21 protein-coding genes are annotated in these 23,494 nt (G+C 59.5%); 13 read left to right on the top strand and 8 right to left on the bottom strand.

Annotated elements, in window-relative coordinates; translation table 11 throughout:
* Positions 1–10: 10 nt before the first annotated feature.
* The 8 genes from ctaD (at position 11) to AB6B39_RS00195 (ending at position 6,430) form a co-directional block, all read left to right on the top strand.
* The gene (ctaD, locus tag AB6B39_RS00230; RefSeq protein ID WP_284372085.1) at positions 11–1,657 is read left to right on the top strand and encodes a cytochrome c oxidase subunit I; all 1,647 of its coding nucleotides are present in this window, start codon (positions 11–13) and stop codon (positions 1,655–1,657) included.
* 85 nt (positions 1,658–1,742) lie between these two features.
* A complete protein-coding gene (locus tag AB6B39_RS00225; RefSeq protein ID WP_284372087.1) occupies positions 1,743–2,204 on the top strand; it encodes a hypothetical protein in 462 nt (153 codons plus the stop codon).
* Entirely contained in the window at positions 2,201–3,190 is a 990-nt protein-coding gene (gene cyoE / locus AB6B39_RS00220; RefSeq protein WP_284372089.1) for a heme o synthase, read from the top strand. The genes AB6B39_RS00225 and cyoE overlap by 4 nt, the downstream gene beginning before the upstream one ends.
* Positions 3,191–3,193: 3 nt before the next feature.
* Positions 3,194–3,346 (top strand): hypothetical protein, encoded by a 153-nt coding sequence (locus AB6B39_RS00215; RefSeq protein WP_284372091.1) that lies wholly within the window; start codon positions 3,194–3,196, stop codon positions 3,344–3,346.
* A 13-nt stretch (positions 3,347–3,359) separates the two neighbouring features.
* Positions 3,360–3,929, top strand: a complete 570-nt coding sequence (locus AB6B39_RS00210) for a cytochrome c oxidase assembly protein (RefSeq protein ID WP_284372093.1) — start codon at positions 3,360–3,362, stop codon at positions 3,927–3,929.
* A 161-nt stretch (positions 3,930–4,090) separates the two neighbouring features.
* Positions 4,091–5,032 (top strand): cytochrome c oxidase subunit 3, encoded by a 942-nt coding sequence (locus AB6B39_RS00205; RefSeq protein ID WP_284372095.1) that lies wholly within the window; start codon positions 4,091–4,093, stop codon positions 5,030–5,032.
* Between the two features lie 121 nt (positions 5,033–5,153).
* Positions 5,154–5,849: an SURF1 family protein gene (locus AB6B39_RS00200; protein ID WP_284372097.1), complete on the top strand. Its 696-nt coding sequence runs from the start codon at positions 5,154–5,156 to the stop codon at positions 5,847–5,849.
* Positions 5,849–6,430 carry a GNAT family N-acetyltransferase gene (locus AB6B39_RS00195; RefSeq protein WP_284372099.1) on the top strand — a complete coding sequence of 194 codons (582 nt, stop codon included), beginning with the start codon at positions 5,849–5,851 and terminating at the stop codon, positions 6,428–6,430. The genes AB6B39_RS00200 and AB6B39_RS00195 overlap by 1 nt, the downstream gene beginning before the upstream one ends.
* 19 nt (positions 6,431–6,449) lie before the next feature.
* On the opposite strand, the gene AB6B39_RS00190 is transcribed toward AB6B39_RS00195, so the two are convergent.
* From AB6B39_RS00190 to AB6B39_RS00180, 3 genes are all read right to left on the bottom strand, one after another.
* A complete protein-coding gene (locus tag AB6B39_RS00190) occupies positions 6,450–7,082 on the bottom strand; it encodes a hypothetical protein (protein ID WP_284372101.1) in 633 nt (210 codons plus the stop codon).
* Between the two features lie 117 nt (positions 7,083–7,199).
* Positions 7,200–9,323 carry a TonB-dependent receptor plug domain-containing protein gene (locus tag AB6B39_RS00185; RefSeq protein ID WP_371398661.1) on the bottom strand — a complete coding sequence of 708 codons (2,124 nt, stop codon included), beginning with the start codon at positions 9,321–9,323 and terminating at the stop codon, positions 7,200–7,202.
* Positions 9,324–9,470: 147 nt separating this feature from the next.
* Positions 9,471–10,091, bottom strand: a complete 621-nt coding sequence (locus tag AB6B39_RS00180; RefSeq protein ID WP_284372105.1) for a TIGR00730 family Rossman fold protein — start codon at positions 10,089–10,091, stop codon at positions 9,471–9,473.
* A 140-nt stretch (positions 10,092–10,231) separates the two neighbouring features.
* Here AB6B39_RS00180 and AB6B39_RS00175 point away from each other — a divergent pair, with 140 nt between their 5' ends.
* Entirely contained in the window at positions 10,232–11,155 is a 924-nt protein-coding gene (locus tag AB6B39_RS00175; RefSeq protein ID WP_284372107.1) for a hypothetical protein, read from the top strand.
* Positions 11,156–11,157: 2 nt separating this feature from the next.
* On the opposite strand, the gene AB6B39_RS00170 is transcribed toward AB6B39_RS00175, so the two are convergent.
* Positions 11,158–14,397: an efflux RND transporter permease subunit gene (locus AB6B39_RS00170; protein ID WP_284372110.1), complete on the bottom strand. Its 3,240-nt coding sequence runs from the start codon at positions 14,395–14,397 to the stop codon at positions 11,158–11,160.
* A gap of 8 nt (positions 14,398–14,405) precedes the next feature.
* Positions 14,406–15,536 carry an efflux RND transporter periplasmic adaptor subunit gene (locus AB6B39_RS00165; RefSeq protein ID WP_284372112.1) on the bottom strand — a complete coding sequence of 377 codons (1,131 nt, stop codon included), beginning with the start codon at positions 15,534–15,536 and terminating at the stop codon, positions 14,406–14,408.
* A 293-nt stretch (positions 15,537–15,829) separates the two neighbouring features.
* Here AB6B39_RS00165 and AB6B39_RS00160 point away from each other — a divergent pair, with 293 nt between their 5' ends.
* From AB6B39_RS00160 to AB6B39_RS00150, 3 genes are read left to right on the top strand one after another with little or no spacing between them, the layout of a single operon-like run.
* Positions 15,830–17,362: an acyl-CoA carboxylase subunit beta gene (locus tag AB6B39_RS00160; RefSeq protein ID WP_284372114.1), complete on the top strand. Its 1,533-nt coding sequence runs from the start codon at positions 15,830–15,832 to the stop codon at positions 17,360–17,362.
* On the top strand, positions 17,332–18,087 hold the full coding sequence (locus AB6B39_RS00155) for a DUF2442 domain-containing protein (RefSeq protein WP_371398660.1): 756 nt from the start codon (positions 17,332–17,334) through the stop codon (positions 18,085–18,087). Before AB6B39_RS00160 ends, AB6B39_RS00155 begins: the two co-directional genes overlap by 31 nt.
* A 16-nt stretch (positions 18,088–18,103) precedes the next feature.
* Positions 18,104–20,137, top strand: a complete 2,034-nt coding sequence (locus AB6B39_RS00150; protein WP_284372118.1) for an acetyl/propionyl/methylcrotonyl-CoA carboxylase subunit alpha — start codon at positions 18,104–18,106, stop codon at positions 20,135–20,137.
* Positions 20,138–20,179: 42 nt separating this feature from the next.
* On the opposite strand, the gene AB6B39_RS00145 is transcribed toward AB6B39_RS00150, so the two are convergent.
* Complete coding sequence (locus AB6B39_RS00145; protein WP_371398659.1) at positions 20,180–20,407, bottom strand: hypothetical protein; 228 nt, start codon at positions 20,405–20,407, stop codon at positions 20,180–20,182.
* A gap of 141 nt (positions 20,408–20,548) precedes the next feature.
* On the opposite strand from AB6B39_RS00145, the gene AB6B39_RS00140 reads away from it, so the two are divergent.
* Positions 20,549–22,426 (top strand): ABCB family ABC transporter ATP-binding protein/permease, encoded by a 1,878-nt coding sequence (locus AB6B39_RS00140; RefSeq protein WP_284372122.1) that lies wholly within the window; start codon positions 20,549–20,551, stop codon positions 22,424–22,426.
* Here AB6B39_RS00140 and AB6B39_RS00135 read toward each other — a convergent pair.
* Both AB6B39_RS00135 and AB6B39_RS00130 read right to left on the bottom strand, forming a co-directional pair.
* On the bottom strand, positions 22,423–22,935 hold the full coding sequence (locus AB6B39_RS00135; RefSeq protein ID WP_284372124.1) for a DUF6265 family protein: 513 nt from the start codon (positions 22,933–22,935) through the stop codon (positions 22,423–22,425). The two genes, AB6B39_RS00140 and AB6B39_RS00135, sit on opposite strands and share 4 nt — an antisense overlap.
* Positions 22,936–23,002: 67 nt before the next feature.
* On the bottom strand, positions 23,003–23,446 hold the full coding sequence (locus AB6B39_RS00130; RefSeq protein ID WP_284372126.1) for a DUF4870 family protein: 444 nt from the start codon (positions 23,444–23,446) through the stop codon (positions 23,003–23,005).
* Positions 23,447–23,494 lie beyond the last annotated feature (48 nt).

The raw sequence follows: 23,494 nt of genomic DNA, 5'->3' as shown, positions 1-23,494 counted from the left end.
AGACAGACTAATGGTTGCTATTCCCGGCGAAGATGTTCCGGCCGCATATGGTCAGGACGATGAAAAGCCCCGCTTTTTCGAGCGGTGGTTCTATTCCACAAACCACAAGGATATCGGAACGCTCTATCTGATCTTCGGGATTATTTCCGGCCTGATCGGTGGGTTCCTGTCCTTCATGATGCGAATGGAGCTGGCGGCGCCCGGCATTCAGTATTTCACCAATGAGCACACTTACCTCGTCTTCGTGACGATGCACGGTTTGATCATGATCTTTTTCATGGTGATGCCCGCTTTGATCGGGGGGTTCGGTAACTGGTTCGTTCCGATCATGATCGGCGCGCCGGATATGGCGTTTCCGCGCATGAACAATCTGTCCTTCTGGCTCCTGCCCGTGGCGCTGATCTGTCTACTGATCAGTTTCTTCGTGCCCGGTGCGGCGGAAGGAAACGGCTTTGGCGGCTCCTGGGTGATGTATCCGCCGCTCAGTACGACCGGGTCGCCCGGACCGGCCTTCGATTTCATCATTATCGGGCTGCTGGCAGCGGGTTTCTCTTCCATTTTCGGTGCGATCAACTTCATCACGACCATTCTGAACATGCGCGCGCCTGGCATGACCATGCACAAGATGCCGCTCTTCGCCTGGTCGGTTCTGGTGACGGCATTCCTGCTTCTGCTGGCGTTGCCTGTTCTGGCGGCGGCGCTGTTCATGCTGCTGACGGACCGGATCGAAGGCGGCACCGCCTTCTTCGACCCGGCGCGTGGCGGCGATCCGCAAATGTTCCAGCATCTGTTCTGGTTCTTCGGTCACCCTGAAGTCTACATCATGATCCTGCCGGCCTTCGGCATCGTGTCGCACATCATCTCGACCTTCTCCAAGAAGCCGATCTTCGGCTATCTCGGCATGGCTTACGCCATGGTCGCAATCGGCGTCGTCGGCTTCGTCGTCTGGGCGCACCACATGTACACGGTCGGCATGGATGTGAATGTGAAGGCCTACTTCGTGCTCGCTACCCTCGTGATCGCCGTGCCGACAGGTGTGAAAGTCTTCTCCTGGCTCGCCACCATGTGGGGCGGTTCGATTCGCTTCTCTGTGCCCATGATGTGGGCGCTGGCCTTCATCTTCCTGTTCGTCGTCGGCGGCGTGACGGGCGTGGTTCTGGCGAATGCGGGCGTCGATACGGTCCTGCACGACACTTATTACGTCGTTGCGCACTTCCACTATGTCCTGTCCATGGGCGCAGTGTTCGGTATCTTTGCGGGCTGGTATTACTGGTTCGGCAAGATGTTCGGTTTCCACTATAGCGGTTTCCTGGCCCGCCTGCATTTCTGGCTCTTCTTCATCGGCGTGAACGTGATCTTCTTCCCGCAGCATTTTCTGGGCCTCAACCAGATGCCGCGCCGCTACGTCGATTATGTTCAGGAGCACGCCTTCTGGAACATGGTCAGCTCCTGGGGTGCGTGGATCACGCTGGCCTCCGTCGCCGTCTTCTTCGTCGTGCTGATCGAAGCCTTCCTGAACCGCAGTAAGCGCCGGGTTGGTAATAGCTATTGGGGCGAGGGCGCGACGACGCTGGAATGGACTATTTCCAGCCCGCCCCCCTATCACCAGTTCAGCGTCCTGCCGCGCATCGATGACGGCAAGGAAGACGCTCACTAGCTCCGGTGGCCAGCCCATCTGAAACCTACGAAGGGGCCGCGTCGGAAACGACCGCGGCCTTTTCCTCACCTGAGGGTGGGGCAGCGTGACTCTATCCGCCACAACACCTGTGAGACTTTGGGCTTTAGGAGCTGTTGCCGTCTGTGTGATTATGGGCGTGCTGAGTCTTTGGCTTTCCCGTGGTTCACCATCCCCGGCAGAAGCCTATTTTTACGACAGCTATTACGTGGTTTTCAACGGGCTTCACTTACTGCCATTTTTAATACCGGCTGCGATTTGCATGATCGTCTATCGCATTGCGACACGTTTCGCCCAGTTTCAGAACCTAGTGAAACTCATTTACATTCAATTGGGTTTGTATCTTATTGGCGTCATATTCACCCTCGTTCCGTACTTTCTTATCATCTCCCTTCTTGATGCCGACACCGGAGCTATGGCGTCAGCCACGACCATGAACATGATAGCGGCTGTCGGCGGCTGGATGGTTCTGCTTAGCCTTTTAATGTTGCCGATCATTGTCTGGATGGGAAGGCAGCGTCAGTCATGACCGGGGATATCCAGGCATCAACCCCGCAAGCTGGCGCGGGTCTCTCCCTCGCGGAGCCGGGGGATTATTTTGCGTTGATGAAGCCGCGGGTGATGAGCCTTGTGATCTTCACGGCGATTTGCGGTCTATTGCTCGCGCCGGGGTCGCTGTCCGGGTCAATCGGCTGGGGCTCGGCCTTGATCGCCATCCTTTGCATCGCCGTCGGCGCGGGCGCGTCTGGGGCGCTGAATATGTGGTATGACGCCGATATTGACGGGGCGATGGCGCGCACCTCGCAGCGCCCGATCCCCAAGGGTGTCTTGTCTCCGCGGGCTGCACTGGGCTTCGGGGCCGTCATGTCGATCGGCTCGGTCTGGTTGCTCCTAGTAGCGACGAACTGGATCGCCGCTGCGCTGCTGGCCTTCACCATCTTCTTCTATCTGGTGATCTACACCATGTGGCTGAAGCGCAGCACGCCGCAGAATATCGTTATCGGCGGTGCAGCGGGGGCATTCCCCCCCATGGTCGCCTATGCGGCGGTTACAGGAACGGTCACATTGGATAGCGTGATCCTGTTTGCCATCATCTTCTTCTGGACCCCGCCGCATTTCTGGGCGCTCGCGCTATACAAGCAGACGGATTATGGCCGCGTCGGCATTCCGATGATGCCCAATGTGAAGGGGGCCAAACGGACCCGGACCGAAATCCTCGTCTATAGCCTGCTGCTCTTCGGCCTGACCCTGTTGCCATACTGGACCGGCCTTGGCGGCGGCGCTTATCTGATCGGCGCTACGCTTCTGTCGGGCCTGTTTCTCTATTTGGCGATCCGGGTGTTCCGCTCCCGGGCCGGCGATAAAGTGTCCGATATCGATCAGACTGAAGCGACCCTCTATGCCGTCCGGTCGGGCAATCGATCGGCGCGGAACCTGTTTGCCTATTCGATCCTTTACCTGTTCGCCCTGTTTGGCGTGCTGACAGCGGATCATCTGCTTTTCGGAGTGGCCTGATAGATGCCGGAATATCGAAACGAACCCACGGACTTCGCGACGCCGAGCGTGGCGGAAGTGCGGGCGCGCACGCGCCGCAACATCGCCATTGCCTTGACATTGATCGGCTTCATGCTTCTCGTCGCCGCATCCATTGTCATGCGTTCCCCCGGTTAAAGGAGAGCCCCACGTGACCCGGAACACGAAAACCACTTTCTTGCTGACGGCGCTGGCCATCGGCATGCTCGGCCTCGGTTTCTCCTCCAAGGCGCTTTACGATGCGTTCTGCCGGGTGACGGGGTTTGGCGGCACGCCGCAGATCGCGATGAATGCGGATAATCTGTCCGTCGTGCTCGACCGCACGGTGACGGTGAAGTTCGACTCGAATATCAGCCCGGACCTGCCATGGGAATTCCGTCCGGTCGAACGTGCCATGGATGTTCAACTGGGACAGACGGGGCTGGCCTATTATACGGCGCGGAATGTCTCGGACAGGCCCGTAACCGGCGTTGCCACATTCAACGTCACGCCGGTCAAGGCGGCGCCCTATTTTGTTAAGACAGAGTGTTTCTGCTTTACCGATCAGACGTTGCAACCGGGCGAGGAAATCACCATGCCGGTTCTCTTCTTCGTCGATCCGGAGATGGATAATAGCGCCCGTCATGACGATGTCGGCGAAGTCACGCTGAGCTATACGTTTTTCGTTGCCGAGGATCAGCCAACACAGACGGCGGCAGTATCCGACAACGTCCTGAACTAGATCGGGAAATCAACACAGGCGGGATCGCCCGACCTGTGAATTTTGCACGCTGTCGAGCCGCCCGCATGGTTGCGAAGCGAAAGTCCCGTCGGTATAGGCGGTAAAACGAATAACAGGTCCACCGCGTCCGTGACGCGTGCGGACCAACCGAGGACATGTCCATGGCCGGTGCCGTCGAACACGACTATCACATTCTGCCCCCTAGCCGCTGGCCATTTTGGTCGGGTGTCGCCTGCCTGACCTGGGGTCTGGGTATGGTGGTTTTCTTCACCGGACTGGTGTCGCGCAGTGGCGATAGCCCAATGATGGAATTCTTCTTCGCCCGCGGTCTGGACACGATCCAAGGCCGCGAAGGCGCAGGCGGTGGCTGGATCATCCTGCTGATCGGCACGCTGATGGCGGCCTATGTCATGATCGGCTGGTGGAAGGACGTCGCCGCTGAATCCGCCCGCGGCGAGCATACACCCGTGATCGATCTGGGTCTGCGCTACGGCATGATCATGTTCATCATGCAGGAAGCCATGTTCTTCGTCGGATGGTTCTGGATGTTCTTCGAACTGGGTCTGTTTCACAAATTCCGCGCCGGCTGGAACCCCGACATTCTCGAAAATAACGAGGCCTATGCCTCCTGGCCGCCACCCTCGATCGAAACCGTCGATCCCTGGCATCTGCCGCTGATCAATACGCTGATCCTGCTCCTGTCTGGCACGACCGTGACCTGGGCACACCATGCGTTGATCCATGGCGACCGCAAGAGCGCCAAATGGGGTCTGGGCCTGACGGTTATACTCGGCATTCTGTTCACATCGGTTCAGGCCTATGAGTATGTTCACTTGTTCGATTACCGTCTCGAAGACGGCATCAAGGGCACCTTCTGGCTATCGACCAATGTCTATGGCTCCGCTTTCTTCATGGCGACCGGCTTCCACGGTCTGCATGTCCTGATCGGGACGATCTTCCTGTTCGCGATCTGGCTGCGACTGATGCATGGCGGCATGACTCCGGAGAAGCATTTCGGACTCGAGGCCGCCGCCTGGTACTGGCACTTTGTCGATGTCGTCTGGCTGTTCCTGTTCGCCTTCGTCTATGTCGCCTTCGTCTGACGCGCGGCGATGATACGCATATCAAGCCGGGGCCTGTCGCCCCGGCTTTTTTATGCGATCCCGACTTTCATGTGACATGCATGCTTTGCCCCTCTGCCGTCCCGCGTCATAGATTTTCTCTGTGAGACTTCGCTTCAAACCCATGCCGGGGCTGACCCTCGCGGTCCTGATCTGCCTGCCGATCCTGATCGGTCTGGGCATCTGGCAATATCAGCGCTGGCAGTGGAAACAGGGCGTTCTGGCCGAGGTCGATGCTGCTGTCACAGCGCCACCCCTGTCGTCTCTCGCCGATCTGGCAGCCGCGCAGGCCGCAGGCGCTCCGCTCGATTTTCGCCGGATACAGATCAGCGGAACAGCGGATGGTCCTGTCTGGTATCTTTATCAGCCGGTGGGGTCGATCCAGTGGCAGCCCTTCCGGCAAGTGACTCAAGGCGCGCAGAGCGTTCTCGTCGGCTTTCCCAGCATCGATGACCGTCTGAAGACGACGGCTTCTGCGCCGGAACTCACAGCTCCGCGTGCTGCCTATGTCCGGCGTATCCGGCCCCGCACTGGTCTGTCACGCTGGATTGGAACGCGCAGCAACACGGCGGAAAATCGCTGGTTCGAAGTCAATCCGGACGGAGCCTGGCTGCCGGGGGCAACCCATTATATCGCGCTGGATCCGGTCGAGACGGACGCGGCGAAGCTACCGATCCGGCGCCCCGAGATCGCCAACAACCATGTCAGCTATATGCTGACCTGGTGGTCCTTCGCGCTGATCCTGCTGATCATCTACGCGATCCTGCACCGCCGGGCGGGGCGGCTGTCCTTTCGCTGATGCGCGACGCGCTTCGTATCACGACGGCGACCCAGATCGCTGTCCCAGGAACGGCGGGGCTGATCCGCCTGCGTCATCCACAATGGTCGGATTATGAGCAATGGGCCAATATTCGCCGCTCCGACGCCGATTACCTGCGGCCATGGGAACCGGACTGGCTGGACGGGCATCTGTCGCGCTCCAGCTACCGCCTTCGCCTGTCCCGTTTCAAGAAACTGGTGGGGAGTGATCGGGCCTACCCGTTTCATATCGTCCGTGCCGATACGGACACGCTGATCGGGGCGGTCAATCTGACCCATGTTGAACGCGGCGCGGCACAATCGGCGCGTCTGGGCTATTGGGTCGCGCAGGCGCACACGAACCGGGGACATGCGCGCGGCGCAGTCCGGGCCCTGACCCGCTTTGCGTTCGAAACGCTGGCCCTGCACCGGGTCGAAGCCGCCGTTCAGGCCGACAATGCCGCCTCCGTCCGGGTATTGGAAGCTAGCCAATATCAGCGTGAAGGGCTGGCGCGGGGCCTATTGAAGATCAATGGCGACTGGGCGGATCACCTCATCTACGCCCGGCTTCGCGGCGACTGAATCGCACGCTACGGGCGCTTCAGCCCCGCCAGTTATCATCGCTCGGTTCGCATAGCTCGACGGACGTTTTCGACAGGGATACGAAATCCGTTTCCCAGCATTCGTCGAAGACCGAACAATAGCATCCGCGGAAGCGCAGGCGGGTGAACCGACTTTGGTCGATGCGACTCCAGGCCTCTGCCGTGTCCGGGTCGTAGGAAACCCTCAGAAAGATGATCGAATAGCCGGAGTCCAGCACCTTGTTGGACGGCGTGAAGGAGCCGATGCTCCGCCGCAGTGTCGGGGAGGGATCGCAATCGCAGGCCTGCTTCACGAACATGGATGCGTTCGGCATCGGTTCATTGTCGAGATAGGCGATGACGGAATGCAGCTTGGCGGGACCGGCCCCCGTATTTTCGATCGTGAAGCGGATTTCGCGCCCATTATCGTCTGAGGAGTTGCTTGTCAGAATTTGCAGATGTGGCCAGCTATTGGCCTGGACCAGCTGGTTCATAGACCCGGCATTTTTCAGCGCCAGCCAGATGGAAACGACCGATGTTATCAATGCAGCGACGCCGATTGCCGTGCCGATCCAGCTTGTCCATCCCATGGATGGGCCTGATGCGGAGGTCTCAACCGCGTCCAGGGCGACATGAGGAACTTCGTCTTGCATGGGGGCCTCGAACTGTGATGACGGGCCAATCATACATCAAATACGACGTTTGTCTAAGTAGAGGTTGACGTCGGCTAGGCCTTGCTCAGATGGTTGACGCAGAGCGCGATCAAGCCCCTAAAACACGTCCGTCAGCGTGATCGACAGGCGACGTCCGCGCTGGCGGGCAAAGCGTTCGATCCGGGTCCGGTCGCCCAGCCGCAGGTCGGGCCCGTCGAAACGCTGACGTTCCTGCTCGATGCGATTGTCGAGCAGGTTCGTGCCGGACACGGTCAGCTGCATGCCGAAAAAGTTCTTGTGAATGACCGACAGTGACGCGAACGGCTTGTCGACCACGACTTCGCGGATATCATCGAGGCGGAAGGACGGGCTTCCCTGATCATTGGATGCACGCGCGGTAAAGGCGAAGTCCGTTCCCGGCATGTCGTAGCGCGCGAAGACGCTATAGTCCCATTCCTCATTGCCATTGATTTGTCGGCTCTGTCCGGTCAGCGGGTCGTCGATCCGGCTGTCACCCAGATCGCCCGTGGCTTCGAGCCGCAGTCCGGGAACGCCGAGCGTATCGAACAACAAGGTCGCATTGGTCTGAACGCCGTAACGTGTCGCGCGATCCAGATTGCCCGGTCCTTCCGTCCCATCGGGGAAGAGGATGCGGTCGATCGGATCTTCGATGACGCGATAATAGGGGCGAATCCGACCGGAAATCAGCTTGTCATCGGTTCGTTCGAACTCCATCGAGACGTTCCAGAATTGATCGGGCTTGATCTCGGCATTGCCTGTCGTCTGTTGATTATCGACCAGATTGCGGGTCGATACGAACGTCCCGAAATTAAGCTGCCCGACACCCCGTTCCACCTGCGCGCGGATGCTGTAGCGTTCGGACAGCTGATGGCTGACAGACATAAAGCCCTTGGGTCGGAAGAAGGTCCGCGCATCGCTGCGCGGTTCTGTGACCTGCAGGCGGGAATATTCCGCTCCGAGCGAGCTTTGCAGCGACCATGTCGGGCTGATCTGCCAGCTATCGGTGATACGGGCATTATAGCGGTCTTCCTCGACGCGGACCGTGTCGAGGACCGGAGGCGTGAAATTGTTCTCGAAAGTCGTCGTGCTATCGAGCGTGTTGAGCGCATATTCGACCGAGAGCTGGACATCATGCGTGGCATTGGCCTTGAAGCCATATTCGACCCGTCCGATGGTCTCGCCTTCCTGCTGATCGCGCAGGAAGATAGACCGGATGGCATCGCCGCCCTGCGGCGCGACCACGAACACCGTATCGCGCTGATTGTCTTCGCGGCTCAGCAAGCCGATCAGTTTCAACGTTCCGTCCCGCCCGAACAGGGGTAGGTCGAACGCATAATCGCCACTGATTTCATATTCGACTTCATCATCGCCGCTATTGACGAAACTCTCCCCATTGGTGCCGCCCGGTCCGACCGCGACGAAGCTTTCGCGCACGCCGCTATTGTCATTGTCGAATTCGATCGATCCGTTGAGGTTTGCCACATGGCCGGCCATGCGCCCGGTCAGCGGAACCCAGCTGAGATTGAGATTGGCCGAGGGTTGCAGGTTTCGCAGAAAAATATCTTCAGTACGGTCCTCGATAAGCGTCCCGGTTCCGTCAAAGAACTGCTCGACCGAATCTTCGGTCAACAGGAACTGACCAGATTCGATCCCGAGCGAAAAGTCGAGATAGCCGCGTTTGCCCGTCAGAGAGACTTCGCCTTCCAGCAATTGCGGCTCCGTTCCTTCCTCAAATCGGGCAGAATAGCGCCAGCGCCCTGACAGGGCGACGGAGGTTGCAACGATATTCACGACCTGCCCCGATAGACCCGGAATATCGAGCGACGCACCGTCCAGTATTTCGAGCCGGGTCACGATCGTTGCGGGGATACGCGACAGAATATCGCCTGCGCCCTGCGACTTGGTCGATGGACGCCGCCCATTGACGAGGAAGTTCGTATTGGCCTCACCAAAGCCGCGCGCATTGCCGCCGCCGCGCAGGGTAAAGCCGGGAATACGGTTGACCATGTCGAGCGCCGTGTCCGGCTGGAACTGCGCGAAATAGTCGGGCAGATAGGTGTCGCGCTCTGCGCTGCTGTTGGATGTGTCCGCTGTCGATGTCGTCACGGCGGGTGCATCGATTAATGGCTGGGCCATGGCGGGAATAGCGAGGCCGACAAGTCCGATCGCGGTGATTGCGCAAAGCCTGACTGACACGAAAATCCCCAAAATCGCGGTCATCTTTGTGTGACCAGATGATCCGTTCCGCGCGCCCTAGCGAACGGGCTTATGCGGGTCTAGGATTGATTCCATTATAGGATGTAAAATCGGGACGAATAATCGCCTGCCGGGCGTAAAAAAGCGTTTCGACGCGCTATGCACGGGCCGCTAGATCAGGCTTTCTACGGATGCGTCGCGCAGCACCAGCGGCGGCCTTTCTACCGGATTGTCGAGTCGGTCCTGAATCAGGGAGAAGGCCTCGTCGATCGATTGCGCGCTTAGTATGTCGTCGCGCATTGAGGGGCGGGCAAAGCCCGTATCGATGATGCGCGCAAATTCAGCCAGCAGATGATCCCAATAGCCCGTGTCCGAGAGAAACAGGATCGGCTTTTCATGCAGGTTCAACTGCTGCCAGGACAGGACTTCAACAGCCTCTTCCAGCGTTCCAATGCCGCCGGGCAGAATGATGAACGCGTCCGATTCCTTATACATGCGAATCTTGCGCGTATGCATGTCGGGCACGAAGACATGCTCGATATCCGGGACGATGCCTTCCGCCTTACGCAACATATCTGGAATCACGCCGATGACTGTCGCGCCGCCCTGATGGGCTGCGCGCGCGACAGCGCCCATCAGACCCAGACCGCCCCCGCCATAGATCAGGCGTAGCTGACGCCGGGCGATTTCCGCGCCCAGCTGACGCGCCAGCAGGACGTGGTCAGGAATATTGCCCGGCGATGATCCGCAAAAGACGGCAACGGACCGCAATTCAGTTGTTGAGTTCATCATATCCATAGCGTCATCACATCCTTGTTTTCAAACCGGCTGACCGCTCTAGCGCTCTGGGATCGACTTCGCACGGTAATTCTCATCACCCTCATGTGAATGCGTCGCTAGATGAAGGGGAGCAAAGCTGGCATGGGCGGTCCATGAAAACCCGACGCATTGCAGGCATGATTGGCGGTGGATTGGCGCTCGCTCTGGCTCTGTTTGCCGGGATCAGTCTCAGTGATCGCAAGGACGGCGATGACCGCGACACTGCATCCGGCCCTGTCAGCCCCGTTGCCGCCTCGCTCACACCGGTGAGCTTCACACGTGTGTCGGAAACTCAAACCGCAGAGGGCGCCGTTCTGCGCCTTTCGGGTCTGGCCGAACCGGCATCCGTCATTGCCTTGCTGGACCGGGGAGAACGCATCCTGCAGGTCCGCGCATCTGCGCAGGGCGTATGGTCGGCGATGGTCGATGTGTCGGGGCAGGGCATGGCGATCGAAGCCATTCTCTATGATACCAGTGTTCAGACGGGTGGTGCCGTGGAAATTACCAGCGCGACGTCGATCCGCGGTGTCGAAACCATTTTCCGCATTCACCGTCCAACGGAAGAACAGCCGGATGCGCCGGCTCTGATCATGATCAGCGCACCGGGGGCGCCGACCCGCCTGATCCAGAGCCCGTTCGGCGGTATTCCGGCCTCCGGGCCGCTCGCGATCGGCGCGGTCGACTATGATGATGCGGGCGGTGTGATCTTTTCCGGTCTGTCGGAAGTCCAAGGCAGCGTCAGGTTGAGCGTTGCCAATGCCGTCATTGGCGATACGCGGGTTGGGCCGGATGGCCGCTGGGCCTATATTGCCAGTTCCGTCATGCCCTTGGGCGAATATGCGGTTCGGGCGGAGCTGATCGATGGGCCGGGCGCGGGGGCGAATGTGTCGGTTCCGTTCGAGCGCCTGCCCCCCTTGCCGGCAACGGAGAGCGATGACGGCACATTATCCGTCAGCTTCGAGCCGTTTCGCTGGCAGATCAGACGCTCGCTGATCGGTGGCGGCATGCAGAGTACCGCCATTTTCGCGCCTGAATAAGCCTATTCCGCCGCCTGGATGGTGATCTGTCTGGGCCGGTCATCGGAGCGTCCGCGCCAGCGCGCGATGCGCAATTTCCACACATGCGGGGCCGCCAGCAGAACCGGCGTCAGGAACAGGGTCAGCACGGTCGCATAGGACAGACCGCAGACCAGAGCGTAGGATAGCGGCTTCCAGATATCGGATGTTCCGGATCCGCGCGGATCGAAATGACCGCTGGTCACATCGGCATCGAAACCGATCACAAGCGGCATCAGGCCGACGACGGTCGTGACGGTCGTCAGCACGACCGGGCGAAGCCGCTGCGCGGCCGTGCGTACAGCTGCCTCGACCGGATCGGACCCGCGTTCTAGCAGGCGCTGATAAGTGTCGATCAAGACGATATTATTGTTCACGACGATACCCATAAGGGCGATCACACCCGTCATGGTCAGGACCATCGACACATAGGGGTAGAAGATCAGGCCGAGCAGCACGCCGAAAACGGAGAGCACCACGGCAGAAAGGGTCAGCAGCACGTGATAAAAGCTGTTGAACTGCAAGAGCAGAATGACGCTCATCATGAACAGAATTGCGGCCAGAGCAGCCACACCGAACGCCGCCGCTTCGGCGTTTTCTTCCTGTTGTCCCAGAAAGCGCCAATTGACGTCGCGAGGCAATCCGGCCTGATCGGTCAGCCAGTCGCGCAGCTCCTCGACCTGAACATTGGGCGCATAGCCATCCGCAGTATTGGCCTTGACCTCGAAGACGGCGAACTGGTTGCGGCGTGTAATACTGTCCTCGCGCGGGCGTGCCCGACGCTCCACGACGGCGGCTAGCGGGACCGCGCCTTGCGGCGTCTGGATACGCAGATCATCCAGAGCGCGAATATCGCGGGAATCCTCGGGCAGACGGATGCGGATATCGACTTCCTCGTCATTGTCGAGCGGACGGAAATAGCCGACCAAAGCACCCTCGGTGACGAACTGGACAGTCTGTCCGATGCGGTTCACATCCAGCCCTAGCCGACCGGCTTCGACCTGATCGACGCTCAGTTCCCATTCCACGCCGGGCAGGGGCAGGGTGGTTTCAACATCGATCACGCCCTCCATCTGCAGCAGGTAGGCTTCGGCGATGCGGGTCGCTTCGGCGACGGCCATGCGGTCGCGGCCTGTAAATTCGATACCGATATCCTTGCCGATGGGCGGTCCGTTACTCGCCGCTGTGACTTCGGGGATAACGCCCGGCATGTCGGCGACGGCGACCCGTATATCGTCGAGAATATCCAGCACGCTGCGACGGTCCGCGAAATCTTCCAGCTGGAAGAAAATCTTCACGACCGCGTCGCCGGGCTCATCCGCCAGACCGTCGATTTGCGCCCCGCCTCCGCCGGCATTGCCAGCCACGGCATAGACGCCCTCGATCCCTTCGATGCGCGCATCGGCAATACGCCTTTCGACATCCAGCGCCAGCTCCCGCTTGGCTGCGGGGGTGGAGTTGCCGCGCGCTCGGATGAAGACATAGACTTGATCGGACGGCGTCTGGGTAAAGAACTCAACCGGTTTGGGTGGCGGTCCGGCCATGGACTGGCTGAAGGCGACGACGATGATCGCGCAAAGCAGCATAACCCCGCCCAGCACGATCAACGGAAAGCGGATCAGGCGTTCGACCGTGCGCACATAGATGCCGGTCAGCCCCGTCAGTTTCGTCGGGTCGCCGCCTTCACCGGCCAGCGCCAGCGCCTGATCCGAGATCTCAGGCTTCGGCCCGCGCCGCAACCGTTCGCGCAGGCTGCCGCCCAGCGCTCCAACCGTCGGCAGGAAGATCAGCGCCATCAGCACGGAGGCGCTCAGCACATAGATCATGGTCAGCGGGAAATAGGCCATGAATTTGCCCGTGATCGTCTCCCAGAACAGCAAGGGCAGGAAGGCGGCCAGCGTCGTCGCAGTGGAGCTGATGATCGGCCAGAACATGCGCTCGCCGGCCATGATATAGGCCTCTTTCGCGGCCATGCCTTCGGCCAGTTTCCGGTCGGCATATTCGATGATAACGATGGCGCTGTCGACCAGAACGCCGACCGACAGGATCAGGCCGAACAGGATCATCATGTTGATGGTCTCGCCTTGCGTCCACATGATGAAAAGCGAGATCAGAAACGATCCCGGAATGGCAAAACCCACGAACAGGGCGGACCGCAGGCCCAGCGCGATCAGGCAGACGATGAAAACCAGCAGGATCGCATTGATGATGGAGGAGGAAAGCGAACGCACCATCTCCAGAATGTAGCGCGACTTGTCCTGGCTATATTCGATCTGGATGGTCTGCGGAAACGTGTCGCTGGTCTGATAATCTTCAACCACCTCGCGCACAGCTCCGATCGTGTCGAGAATGTTCTCGCCTTTGCGCTTGGTGATTTCCAGGCTGACGGAATTATTGCTGTTATAGCGGGCGTAGGATTGCGGATCTTTATAGGTCCGGCGCACCACGGCGATGTCGGACATGCGCACGACCGCGCCAGACGCGTCCGTCCGGACCACCAGTTCGGCTAGATCGTCCGCATTTTCGATCAGGCCGGGCAGTTTGACATTGAACTGCCCATTATTGGTTTCCAGCGATCCGGCGGTGATCAGCTGATTGTTGCGTGCCACGGCGGCTGCCAGCTCGTCAAAAGTGATGCCGGCACTTTCCAGCAGGGTCGGATCGACCACGGCTTCGAGAACGTCGGTGCGTTCGCCGCTAATATCCGCGCCCAGAATGGCCGGAATGCCTTCGATCCGCTGCTGCAGCTCCTTGGCGGTATTCTGCAGCGTGCGTTCGGGCACGTCGCCGAACAGGTTGACGACGAAGATCGGGACGGTCGAGGTGTCGATTTCCTCGACGATCGGTTCCTTGGCTTCTTCGGGAAATTCGGCGCGGGCGCGGTCGACCGCTTCCTGAACGTCCAATACGGCCTGGTCCTGATCAAAGGACGGGGTGAATTCCAGAATGATATAGGCGACATTATTAGCCGCGACCGCGTCCATTCGTTTCAGCCCGTCGATCGACTTCAGCTCCGTCTCCAACGGTCGGACCAGCAGGCGTTCCGCGTCGGCGGGCGAAACGCCCGGCAGCACGACACGCACATTGACGAAGGGCACGGGAATATCCGGCTCCGCGTCCAGCGGCAGGTTCTGGATGGCGATGAAACCGCCGACGATGATGAAGAGCAGAATGCCCAGCGTCACCCGCCAGGCATTGACCGCGAAGCTGACGATCTTTTCCATCGGGTGGCCTAGTTCAGATCGGCGCTGTTGCGGGCATTGACGGAGGCCGGGCGCGCTTGCGCATGGTCAGCTTCGCGGACCGGTGTGACGTGCGTGCCGACGGACACATAGTCCTGCCCTTCAATGATGATCCGCGTCGATGTCGGCAGGCCCGTGACCCAGATCCCATCGCGCGTTTCGTCGACCTGCGTGATCGTGGCGAACTGGACGCGGTCGGACGGGTCGAGATAGCGTACGCCCATAATCCCGTCATTATCGAGCGTCAGAATGCCTGACGGCACAAGGCTGGCCGTCGTCTGTCCGATGGTCATGGCGATCGTGGCCGAGACGCCCGCTTTCAGCGCGCCGTCGCCATTGGGCAGGCTGACTTCCATGCCGAACGTCCGAGTGGCCGGATTGGCGACCGATTCGATGAAGGCGACGCGACCCTCGACCGTTTCGCCTGTTGCAAGGCGGACAGTGACCGGCTGTCCGATCGCGATCTTGCCGACCTGCGTTTCCGTCATCTCGACATCCAGTTTCAGCGGATCAAGTTCCACGATCAGGGCGCAGGGCTGTCCGGGGGACAGATAATCGCCCACTTCGGCCATGCGTCGTTCATAGATGCCGTCAAACGGTGCGCGCAGCACGATATTGCCGCGTTCGATCTGCGCCTGTTTCAGCTGTGCCCGTGCTCCGTCGACGGCGGCCCTGTCGGCTTTCAGCGACGTGGCGGAGCGAAATCCCTTTTCGACCAGCGTGGTGGTCGCGCGGAAATCGGCTTCGACCTGATCAAGCCGCGCCTGCGCCTGATCGACGAGGGCCTGCCGCGCATCCACATCCTGACGGCAGATTACATCGCCGCGTCTGACGCGCGTGCCTTCTGCGATCGGTGTCGCGATCAGTGACGCCGCCGTCTTGGCCTTGACCTCGACCATGCGGCCCGCCTGCGTCCGGCCATAGGCGACCAGACGGATCGGGTGGACCTCTGCCGTGACGTTGCGCACGACGACCGTCGGCAGGACGGCTTCGGTCGCCTGATCGCGGGCCTCGATGTCGGCATAGAGGTTTGTGTCCTCGCCCGCCGAATTGACGGCGAACCAGGCGAGAAACGCGACGGCGACACCGGCGGCAATCAGATAGGACGTGTTGATCTTCATAATGACCTGCTTACGTTCGGCACGGTCTGTCCGGACGCTTTGAAAAAACGGTTCTCCGCTCCTCCCAGATTGTTCACTATTGCATGGAAATGACGGCGCAACGACTATTCCTGCAAGGTTGACGCTCATTATCGCATAGAATGGGAACGGAAGCGCGTCTAAACCCTTTCTTTTTGGTCAAATCGGGCTTGCGTCTCTGCGCGCGTCTCGTCAGGTTGCGACGGCGCAAACGCCCGCAGAAAAGACGGGCGTAAACAGGGTGATGACCTGATGATCAGGGCTGGGATACACGCATGAGCTCCATTCTCGATGAATTGCAGGACCGCCGCGAGACGGCCCGACAGGGTGGGGGCGAAAAACGCATCGCTGCGCAGCACGCCAAGGGGAAGCTGACCGCGCGCGAACGGCTCTCACTGCTGCTCGACCCGGGCAGTTTCGAAGAATTCGACATGTTCGTCACCCATCGCTCGACCGATTTCGGCATGGACAAGACTAAGATGCCCGGCGACGGGGTGGTCACGGGCTGGGGCACGATCAATGGCCGTAAGACCTTCGTCTTCGCGCAGGACTTCACCGTGTTTGGCGGCTCGCTGTCAGAAACCCACGCGCAGAAGATCACCAAAGTTCAGGACATGGCGATGCGCCACGGCGCGCCGATCATCGGCCTGCAGGATAGCGGCGGCGCGCGCATTCAGGAGGGCGTCGCGGCGCTGGCGGGCTACACATCAGTGTTTCAGAACAATATTCTCGCTTCCGGTGTGATCCCGCAGATCAGCGTCGTCATGGGGCCGAGCGCAGGCGGGGCGGTCTATTCCCCGGCTCTGACCGATTTCATCTTCATGGTGCGCGACAGCTCCTACATGTTCCTGACAGGACCGGACGTGCTGAAGACCGTGACCAACGAAGTCGTCACCGCTGAAGAACTGGGCGGGGCGAAGACGCACACGACCAAATCATCGGTCGCCGACGGGGCGTTCGACAATGATATGGAAGCGCTGGCGGAAATCCGCCGGCTGTTCGATTTCCTACCGCTCAATAACCGTGCTGAAGTCCCGGTCCGGCCCTTCTTCGATCGGCATGACCGGATCGACGAGAGCCTCGACACGCTGGTGCCTGACAATCCGAACCTGCCCTACGACATGCACGAACTGGTGCGCAAAGTCGCGGATGAGGGCGACTTCTTCGAAATCCAGCGCGACTTCGCCAAGAACATTCTCTGTGGCTTCATCCGGCTGGAAGGGCAGACGGTCGGCGTCGTCGCCAATCAGCCGATGGTGCTGGCGGGCTGCCTCGACAGCGATGCCTCGCGCAAGGCCGCGCGGTTCGTGCGTTTCTGCGACTGTTTCGACATCCCGATCCTGACGCTGGTGGACGTGCCCGGCTTCCTGCCCGGGACCGACCAGGAATATGGCGGCGTCATCAAGCACGGCGCGAAACTGCTCTACGCTTTCGGCGAAGCGACCGTGCCCAAGGTCACCGTCATCACCCGCAAGGCTTATGGCGGCGCTTATTGCGTCATGGCCCCCAAACACCTGCGCGGCGACATCAACTACGCCTGGCCCACCGCCCAGATCGCCGTGATGGGCGCCAAGGGCGCGGTGGAGATCCTGCACCGCAAGGATCTGGGTGACGCGGAGAAGACGGCGGAACACGTCGCGGATTATGAGGAGAAGTTCCTAAGCCCGTTCCGCGCAGCGGAGCGCGGCTATATCGACGAAGTCATTCAGCCCCGCTCGACCCGCAAGCGCGTGGCGCGCGCCTTCGCGCTGGCGAAAGACAAGCAGCTCCAGAACCCGTGGAAGAAGCATGGGAACTTGCCGTTGTGAGTGGCGAGGAAGTCTCAACGGGAGTTCCTCTAATTGTAGGATGCAACCGTTCACCTGACTTCATAGAGTTAGCTGTCAATGATGGACGAGTTTTGGGCTTGCCGATTGTTAACTTTCCAAGGCTCAAGGAGATATCGGACGAAGAATTCACTAAGGGGTTGGTTTTACCTCTAGGCGAAGGCGTTTATTGGTCAGAGCTTGATGTCCTAATAAAAGCAGAAGCAGCTTTTTCGTTTGAGCAAGACATTGAGAAACTCAAGCCACACGCACTATCTCATAGAGAGGTTCTAGACTTCGAAATATCTCAACCAAATAATCACAAACTCAGCGATACCGAGCTCCAATATTCGGACGCAGCTATCGGTGCGTTTTCGAGAGGAGAGGCTAGCACTGGTCATTACGTTGCTGCCTCATTTGCTCCTGTCGTGTTAGTGTTCGGCCTCCTTCAGAGCTTCTCAGATGATGGGGTCCAGCTTCATGACTTGGTCGGGCTCGCAGCTATCGTGCTTCTTTCGATGACCGGAATATTTTTCGGCATATGTCGTGCAATGTTAACTGCAAAACGGAACTACATAGAAGGTTACAAGCTGGGTCTGCTGTCGTCCTACAGGTTCCGCATTTTCCCGACAAAGATTTGGCGCTGGGTTAGTAACACATTCCTTCTTGCCATAATGCCGTTTGGATACGTGCTCGTTATGATAACAATTATCTTGATTTTGCTCTGAATGTTAAAGGCAATAGATGTCTAAAATCTCCAAAATCCTCATCGCCAATCGCGGCGAGATTGCGTGTCGGGTCATCAAGACCGCTCGCAAGATGAATATCGCGACCGTCGCGGTTTATTCCGATGCCGACAAAAATGCGCTCCATGTCGAGATGGCGGATGAAGCCGTTCATATCGGTCCGCCTGCGGCGGCTGACTCCTACCTCGTGCAGGACAAGATCATTGCGGCGTGCCGGGAGACGGGGGCGGATGCGGTGCATCCGGGCTATGGTTTTCTGTCGGAAAATCCGGGCTTCGCTGAACGGCTGAAAGAGGAAGGCATCATCTTCGTCGGGCCGAACCCGCATGCGGTCACGGCGATGGGCGACAAGATCACGTCGAAGAAACTCGCGCAGGAAGCGGGGGTCTCCACGGTCCCCGGTCATATGGGCCTGATCGCGGACGCGGACGAAGCGGTCAAAATTTCGAAACAGATCGGCTATCCCGTCATGATCAAGGCGTCAGCCGGCGGCGGCGGCAAAGGGATGCGCATTGCGTGGAACGACGAGGAGGCGCGCGAGGGCTTCCAGTCGTCCAAGAATGAAGCCGCCAACAGCTTCGGCGACGACCGTATTTTCATCGAGAAATTCGTCACTCAGCCGCGCCACATCGAAATTCAGGTGCTGGGCGACAAACATGGCAACTGCATCTATCTGGGCGAGCGCGAATGTTCGATCCAGCGCCGGAACCAGAAGGTTATCGAAGAGGCCCCGTCACCGTTTCTCGATGAGGAAACCCGCGCCGCCATGGGCGCGGAATCCGTCGCGCTCGCCAAGGCGGTCGATTATGATTCCGCCGGGACGGTCGAATTCATCGTCGATGGCGACCGGAACTTCTACTTCCTGGAAATGAACACCCGCCTGCAGGTGGAGCATCCGGTCACGGAGTTGATCACCGGCGTCGATCTGGTTGAACAGATGATCCGCGTCGCCCAAGGTGAAAAACTGGCCATGGCGCAGGATGATGTCACGCTCGATGGCTGGGCGATCGAGAGCCGCATCTATGCTGAAGATCCGTTTCGCAACTTCCTGCCGTCCATCGGACGCCTGACCCGCTACCGCCCGCCTGTCGAGGGTCCGCGCGAAAACGGGGCCATCGTGCGCAACGATACGGGCGTATTCGAAGGCGGCGAAATTTCCATGTTCTACGATCCGATGATCGCCAAGCTCTGTACATGGGGGCCGGATCGGGGCGTGGCGCTCGAAGCCATGCGCGAAGCGCTCGACGTGTTCGAACTGGAAGGCATCGGCCACAACATTCCCTTCCTGCAGGCCGTCTATGACCATGACCGGTTCATTCGCGGAGACATCACAACCGGCTTCATCGCGGAGGAATATCCGGACGGGTTTACCGGCGCGCCAGAGAATGCAGGCCGCATGCGCAAGCTCGCCGCCGTGGCTGCACTGATGCATGACGTGTCCGAGCACCGCGCTGCGCGTATCAGCGGCAGCCTGCCCAATCATACGCGGCACGTGCCGGATATGTGGTGCGTCGAAATCGGCGATAAACATTATCGCGCCGACATTCGCGGCTCCAAGGGTCTGCGCACCATCGTCATGGATGATCCGGAGGAGGATAAGGCCGCGATCGAGATGGAAGTGCTGATGAACTGGAAGCCGGGCGATCCGCTGGTCCGTGCGCTGGTCGACAACACCCCGCTCAACTTCCTCGTCGCCAAACGGCCCGAAGGCTATACGATCCGTCACCGCGGCTGTTCCTTCTGCGTCAAGGTGCGCACGCCGGAAGCCGCCGCCCTGGCTGCGCATATGCCGGTCAAGGTCGCGCCGGACACGTCCAACCTGCTGCTCTGTCCGATGCCGGGCGTGGTCGTGAAACTGATGGTCGAAGAAGGGGACGTCGTCGAAGACGGACAGGCCCTCGCCGTAGTCGAAGCCATGAAGATGGAAAACACACTCCGCGCGGAAAAGCGCGCCAAGGTCAGCGCGATCAAGGCGCAAGCCGGCGACAATCTCGCCGTCGATGCGGTCATCATGGAGTTCGAGGCGGTCTGAGCTTCGCGAAATGCGCTGATTATAATAACTGAATATAGTGCGTTAGTTGCGCATTATATCGGTTCCAGCCTCATAAATTTCTTTGAAGAACGCCTCATCCGTCAACATTCTCTTGGTCATCCAGCCTTTTCCGCAGAACCAAGGCATGCCGTATTTTTTTGCGATTTTGAAAGCGTTTTTATCCCACCAGTTTATCCAGCAGAGATCATTTCGATAAGCTTGTTTGAATTCTTCCCAGCTAATCGGGTGCCAGCAACCGCTCATATTCATGTCTCGAGATAGTTTGATGGACGTTGTCTGCGATATCAGAAAACTGTCAACTGAATTTCGGGCCCAACCTTTTTGAAATGAAAAGCCGAAACCCTTCGAGCACCCCTTCCATTTTCGGTTCTTGCCACCACATCATCCTCCATGTCTCCCCCCAGAAATTCCGTCGCAAGGCATCCTGACGCGACTGAAATCGAAGAACGCGGCATTCTGGAGCAGCTCTCGGCTTTGAAGGGCCTGATCCCTTATATTTTGCCGCCGGGCGACATGGGCGCGAAGGTCCGGACTGTAATTGCGCTGACACTCGTTGTGATCAGTCAGTTCATTCTGGTTGGCGCGCCCTTCTTTCTGGGCCGCGCGCAGGACGTGGTCGGCGACGCCGTCGGGCGCGGCGATACATTCGCGCAGGTCGGTCTGTTTATCGCGGCCTTCGTACTAGGCTATGGGGCTCTGCGCCTGCTCTCCACCCTGTTCTCCGAAGCGCGCGAATATGTCTTCGCCCCGGTCGCGCAGCAGGCGCAGCGGCGAATCGCGTTGGAAACCTTCGCTCATCTGCACCGGCTGTCGCTGCGCTTCCATCTGGCCAAGCGCACAGGCGGCCTGTCGCGGATCATCGAACGCGGCGTGCGCGCGATCGATTTCCTGTTCCGCTTCCTGCTGTTCAATATCGGGCCGACCCTGTTGCAGCTGGTGATCGCCGGGACTGCTTTCGCCGTTGCCTATAATGTCTGGTTTGCGCTGATCGCGGTGGCCGTGGTCATCACCTATGTCGTCTTCACCGTGGTGACGACCGAATGGCGACTGAAATTCCGGCGGGAGATGAACCGGCGCGACACCGAAAGCTGGGCTCGCGCTGTCGACAGTCTGCTCAATTATGAGACCGTCAAATATTTCGACGCGGAAGGCCGCGAAGTGGCGCGCTATGACAGCGCCATGGCGGCCTATGCGCAGGCCGCGATCCGCTCGCGCACATCGCTCGCGACCGTCAATATCGGGCAGAGCCTGCTGATGAATGTCGGGATCGTCGCCATGATGATGCTCGCCGCAGCCTATATTCTGGGCGGGGAGATGAGCACCGGCGACATGCTGACGATTACGCTGGTGATGAGCCAGCTCTACCGCCCGCTCAACATCCTCGGCTTTGCCTACCGGGAGATCAAACAGGCGCTGACAGATCTGGAGCGCATGTTCCAGCTGCTCGAAGAGCAGCCCGAAGTCGTCGATGCACCCCACGCCGAAATGGCCGCAAATGTGACGGGCCGGATCGAGTTCGATCAGGTCGATTTCCATTATGATCCGGACCGCGAAATCCTGCGCGCCATTAGCTTTACGGCGGAACCGGGACAGACGGTTGCCGTGGTCGGGCCGACGGGGGCGGGCAAGTCCACCCTTTCCCGGATCCTCTACCGCTTTTACGATATTGCCGCCGGAGCGGTGCGCATCGACGGAACCGACATCCGCGACATGACGCAGGCTTCTCTGCGCGCGGCCATCGGCATGGTCCCGCAGGATACGGTCCTGTTCAACGATACGATTGGCTACAATATCGCATATGCTCACCCGGATGCGTCACAGATGCAGATCGAACAGGCCGCCCGGGACGCGCAAATTCACGACTTCATTGCGGACCTGCCCAAAGGCTATGACACGCTGGTCGGCGAACGCGGGCTAAAGCTCTCGGGCGGGGAGAAACAGCGGGTCGCCATTGCGCGGACCCTGCTCAAGGACCCGGCCATCCTGATTCTGGACGAAGCGACCAGCGCGCTCGACAGTGCGACCGAGCTGGATATTCAGTCGGCGCTGGGCGTGGCCAGTCGGGGCCGGACGACGCTCGTCGTCGCGCACCGGCTGTCGACCATTCAGGATGCCGACCTGATCCTCGTCATGGAGGCTGGACGCATCGTTGAACGCGGAACCCATGCAGACCTGCTGGAGCGCGGCGGGCTCTACGCCGATCTCTGGTTGCGCCAGGACACGAATGATCTGGATATGGAGACGCCAGGCACTGTGGTGGCTGATTAGTCCGCCTCTTTCTCGGGCGGCGCTGCGGGTGGGTTCACTGTGGCCGTGCGGGTGAAGCTGAACGGGACCATACGTGGCTCGCCATCGCCGAAGGTCATCATCAATTCCGTTTCCAGCCGGTCATCGCCGACGAAGATCAGGCTCAATCCCTTGAAGTTGAGCCGGTCTGCTTCGGCGGACAGGAAACGGAAACGCGTATATTTGTCTTTCTCTTCCCAGCCTGTCATATCGGCATTGACGTGTTTCAGGCGCATTTCGACACCGTCATCAAAGGCATCGATGGTGATGATTTCGGCAAAGGTCGGCGCGTCTTTCTGGCGCATCAGAAACATGCCATCGGCGCGGCCATTATCGGCCACCAGCCAGCATTCGGACACGACCCCGCCCATGCCGGTTCCGTGCCAGCAGCCTTCCAGTCTCGGTGTGATGTTCCGCCAGTCGACGTCCTGCGCAAGGGCCGTACCGGCTAGGCTAGAAAGGCTCAGCCCCAGTAAGAGAAATCGCAACATGTCAGCGCTCCGGACAGTGATCGACCGGAGTAGCTTACACGGATGGGCTGGTACTGGCGAGTCCGGCCTAATCTGAGGTGAAGCTGAAGCTTTCGACATTCCGGACAGGCAGACCGCGCGATAGCAGGCTCATGGCCGTTGCAACGCGAACGATCTTCCAGATGAAGACCAGCAAGGCGAGCAGAACGCCGATGAAGACCAGCATCAGCACGACGGAAATGATATAGCCGATAACGGTAATCCAGAAGATGCGGATCTGATTGTCATAATGTGACTGCAGATCGGGTTCGGCATGATCCCGCGCCGAATAGGCCATGATCACGCCGACAATGCCCAGGAAGGGCACGGCCATATTCACCAGATAGAGAATATAGATCAGATTGGCATTATCCTGACCGCGTTGCGGCTTCAGGGTCTGCTGATCTTCCTGTTCACGCAATTCCCGCTCATAGCGCTGAACGGCCTCAACTTCGTCCCAATGTCCGCTGGGGGAGGGGTCTTCGGTCGGCATGGGTGCAATCCTGGCAATCTGTCGGGGTGCCGCAATCGGCACCCGGCG

The sequence above is a fragment of the Algimonas porphyrae genome (assembly GCF_041429795.1).
Taxonomy (GTDB): Bacteria; Pseudomonadota; Alphaproteobacteria; order Caulobacterales; family Maricaulaceae; genus Litorimonas; species Litorimonas porphyrae.
This window is presented reverse-complemented; position numbering and strand designations above follow the sequence as displayed.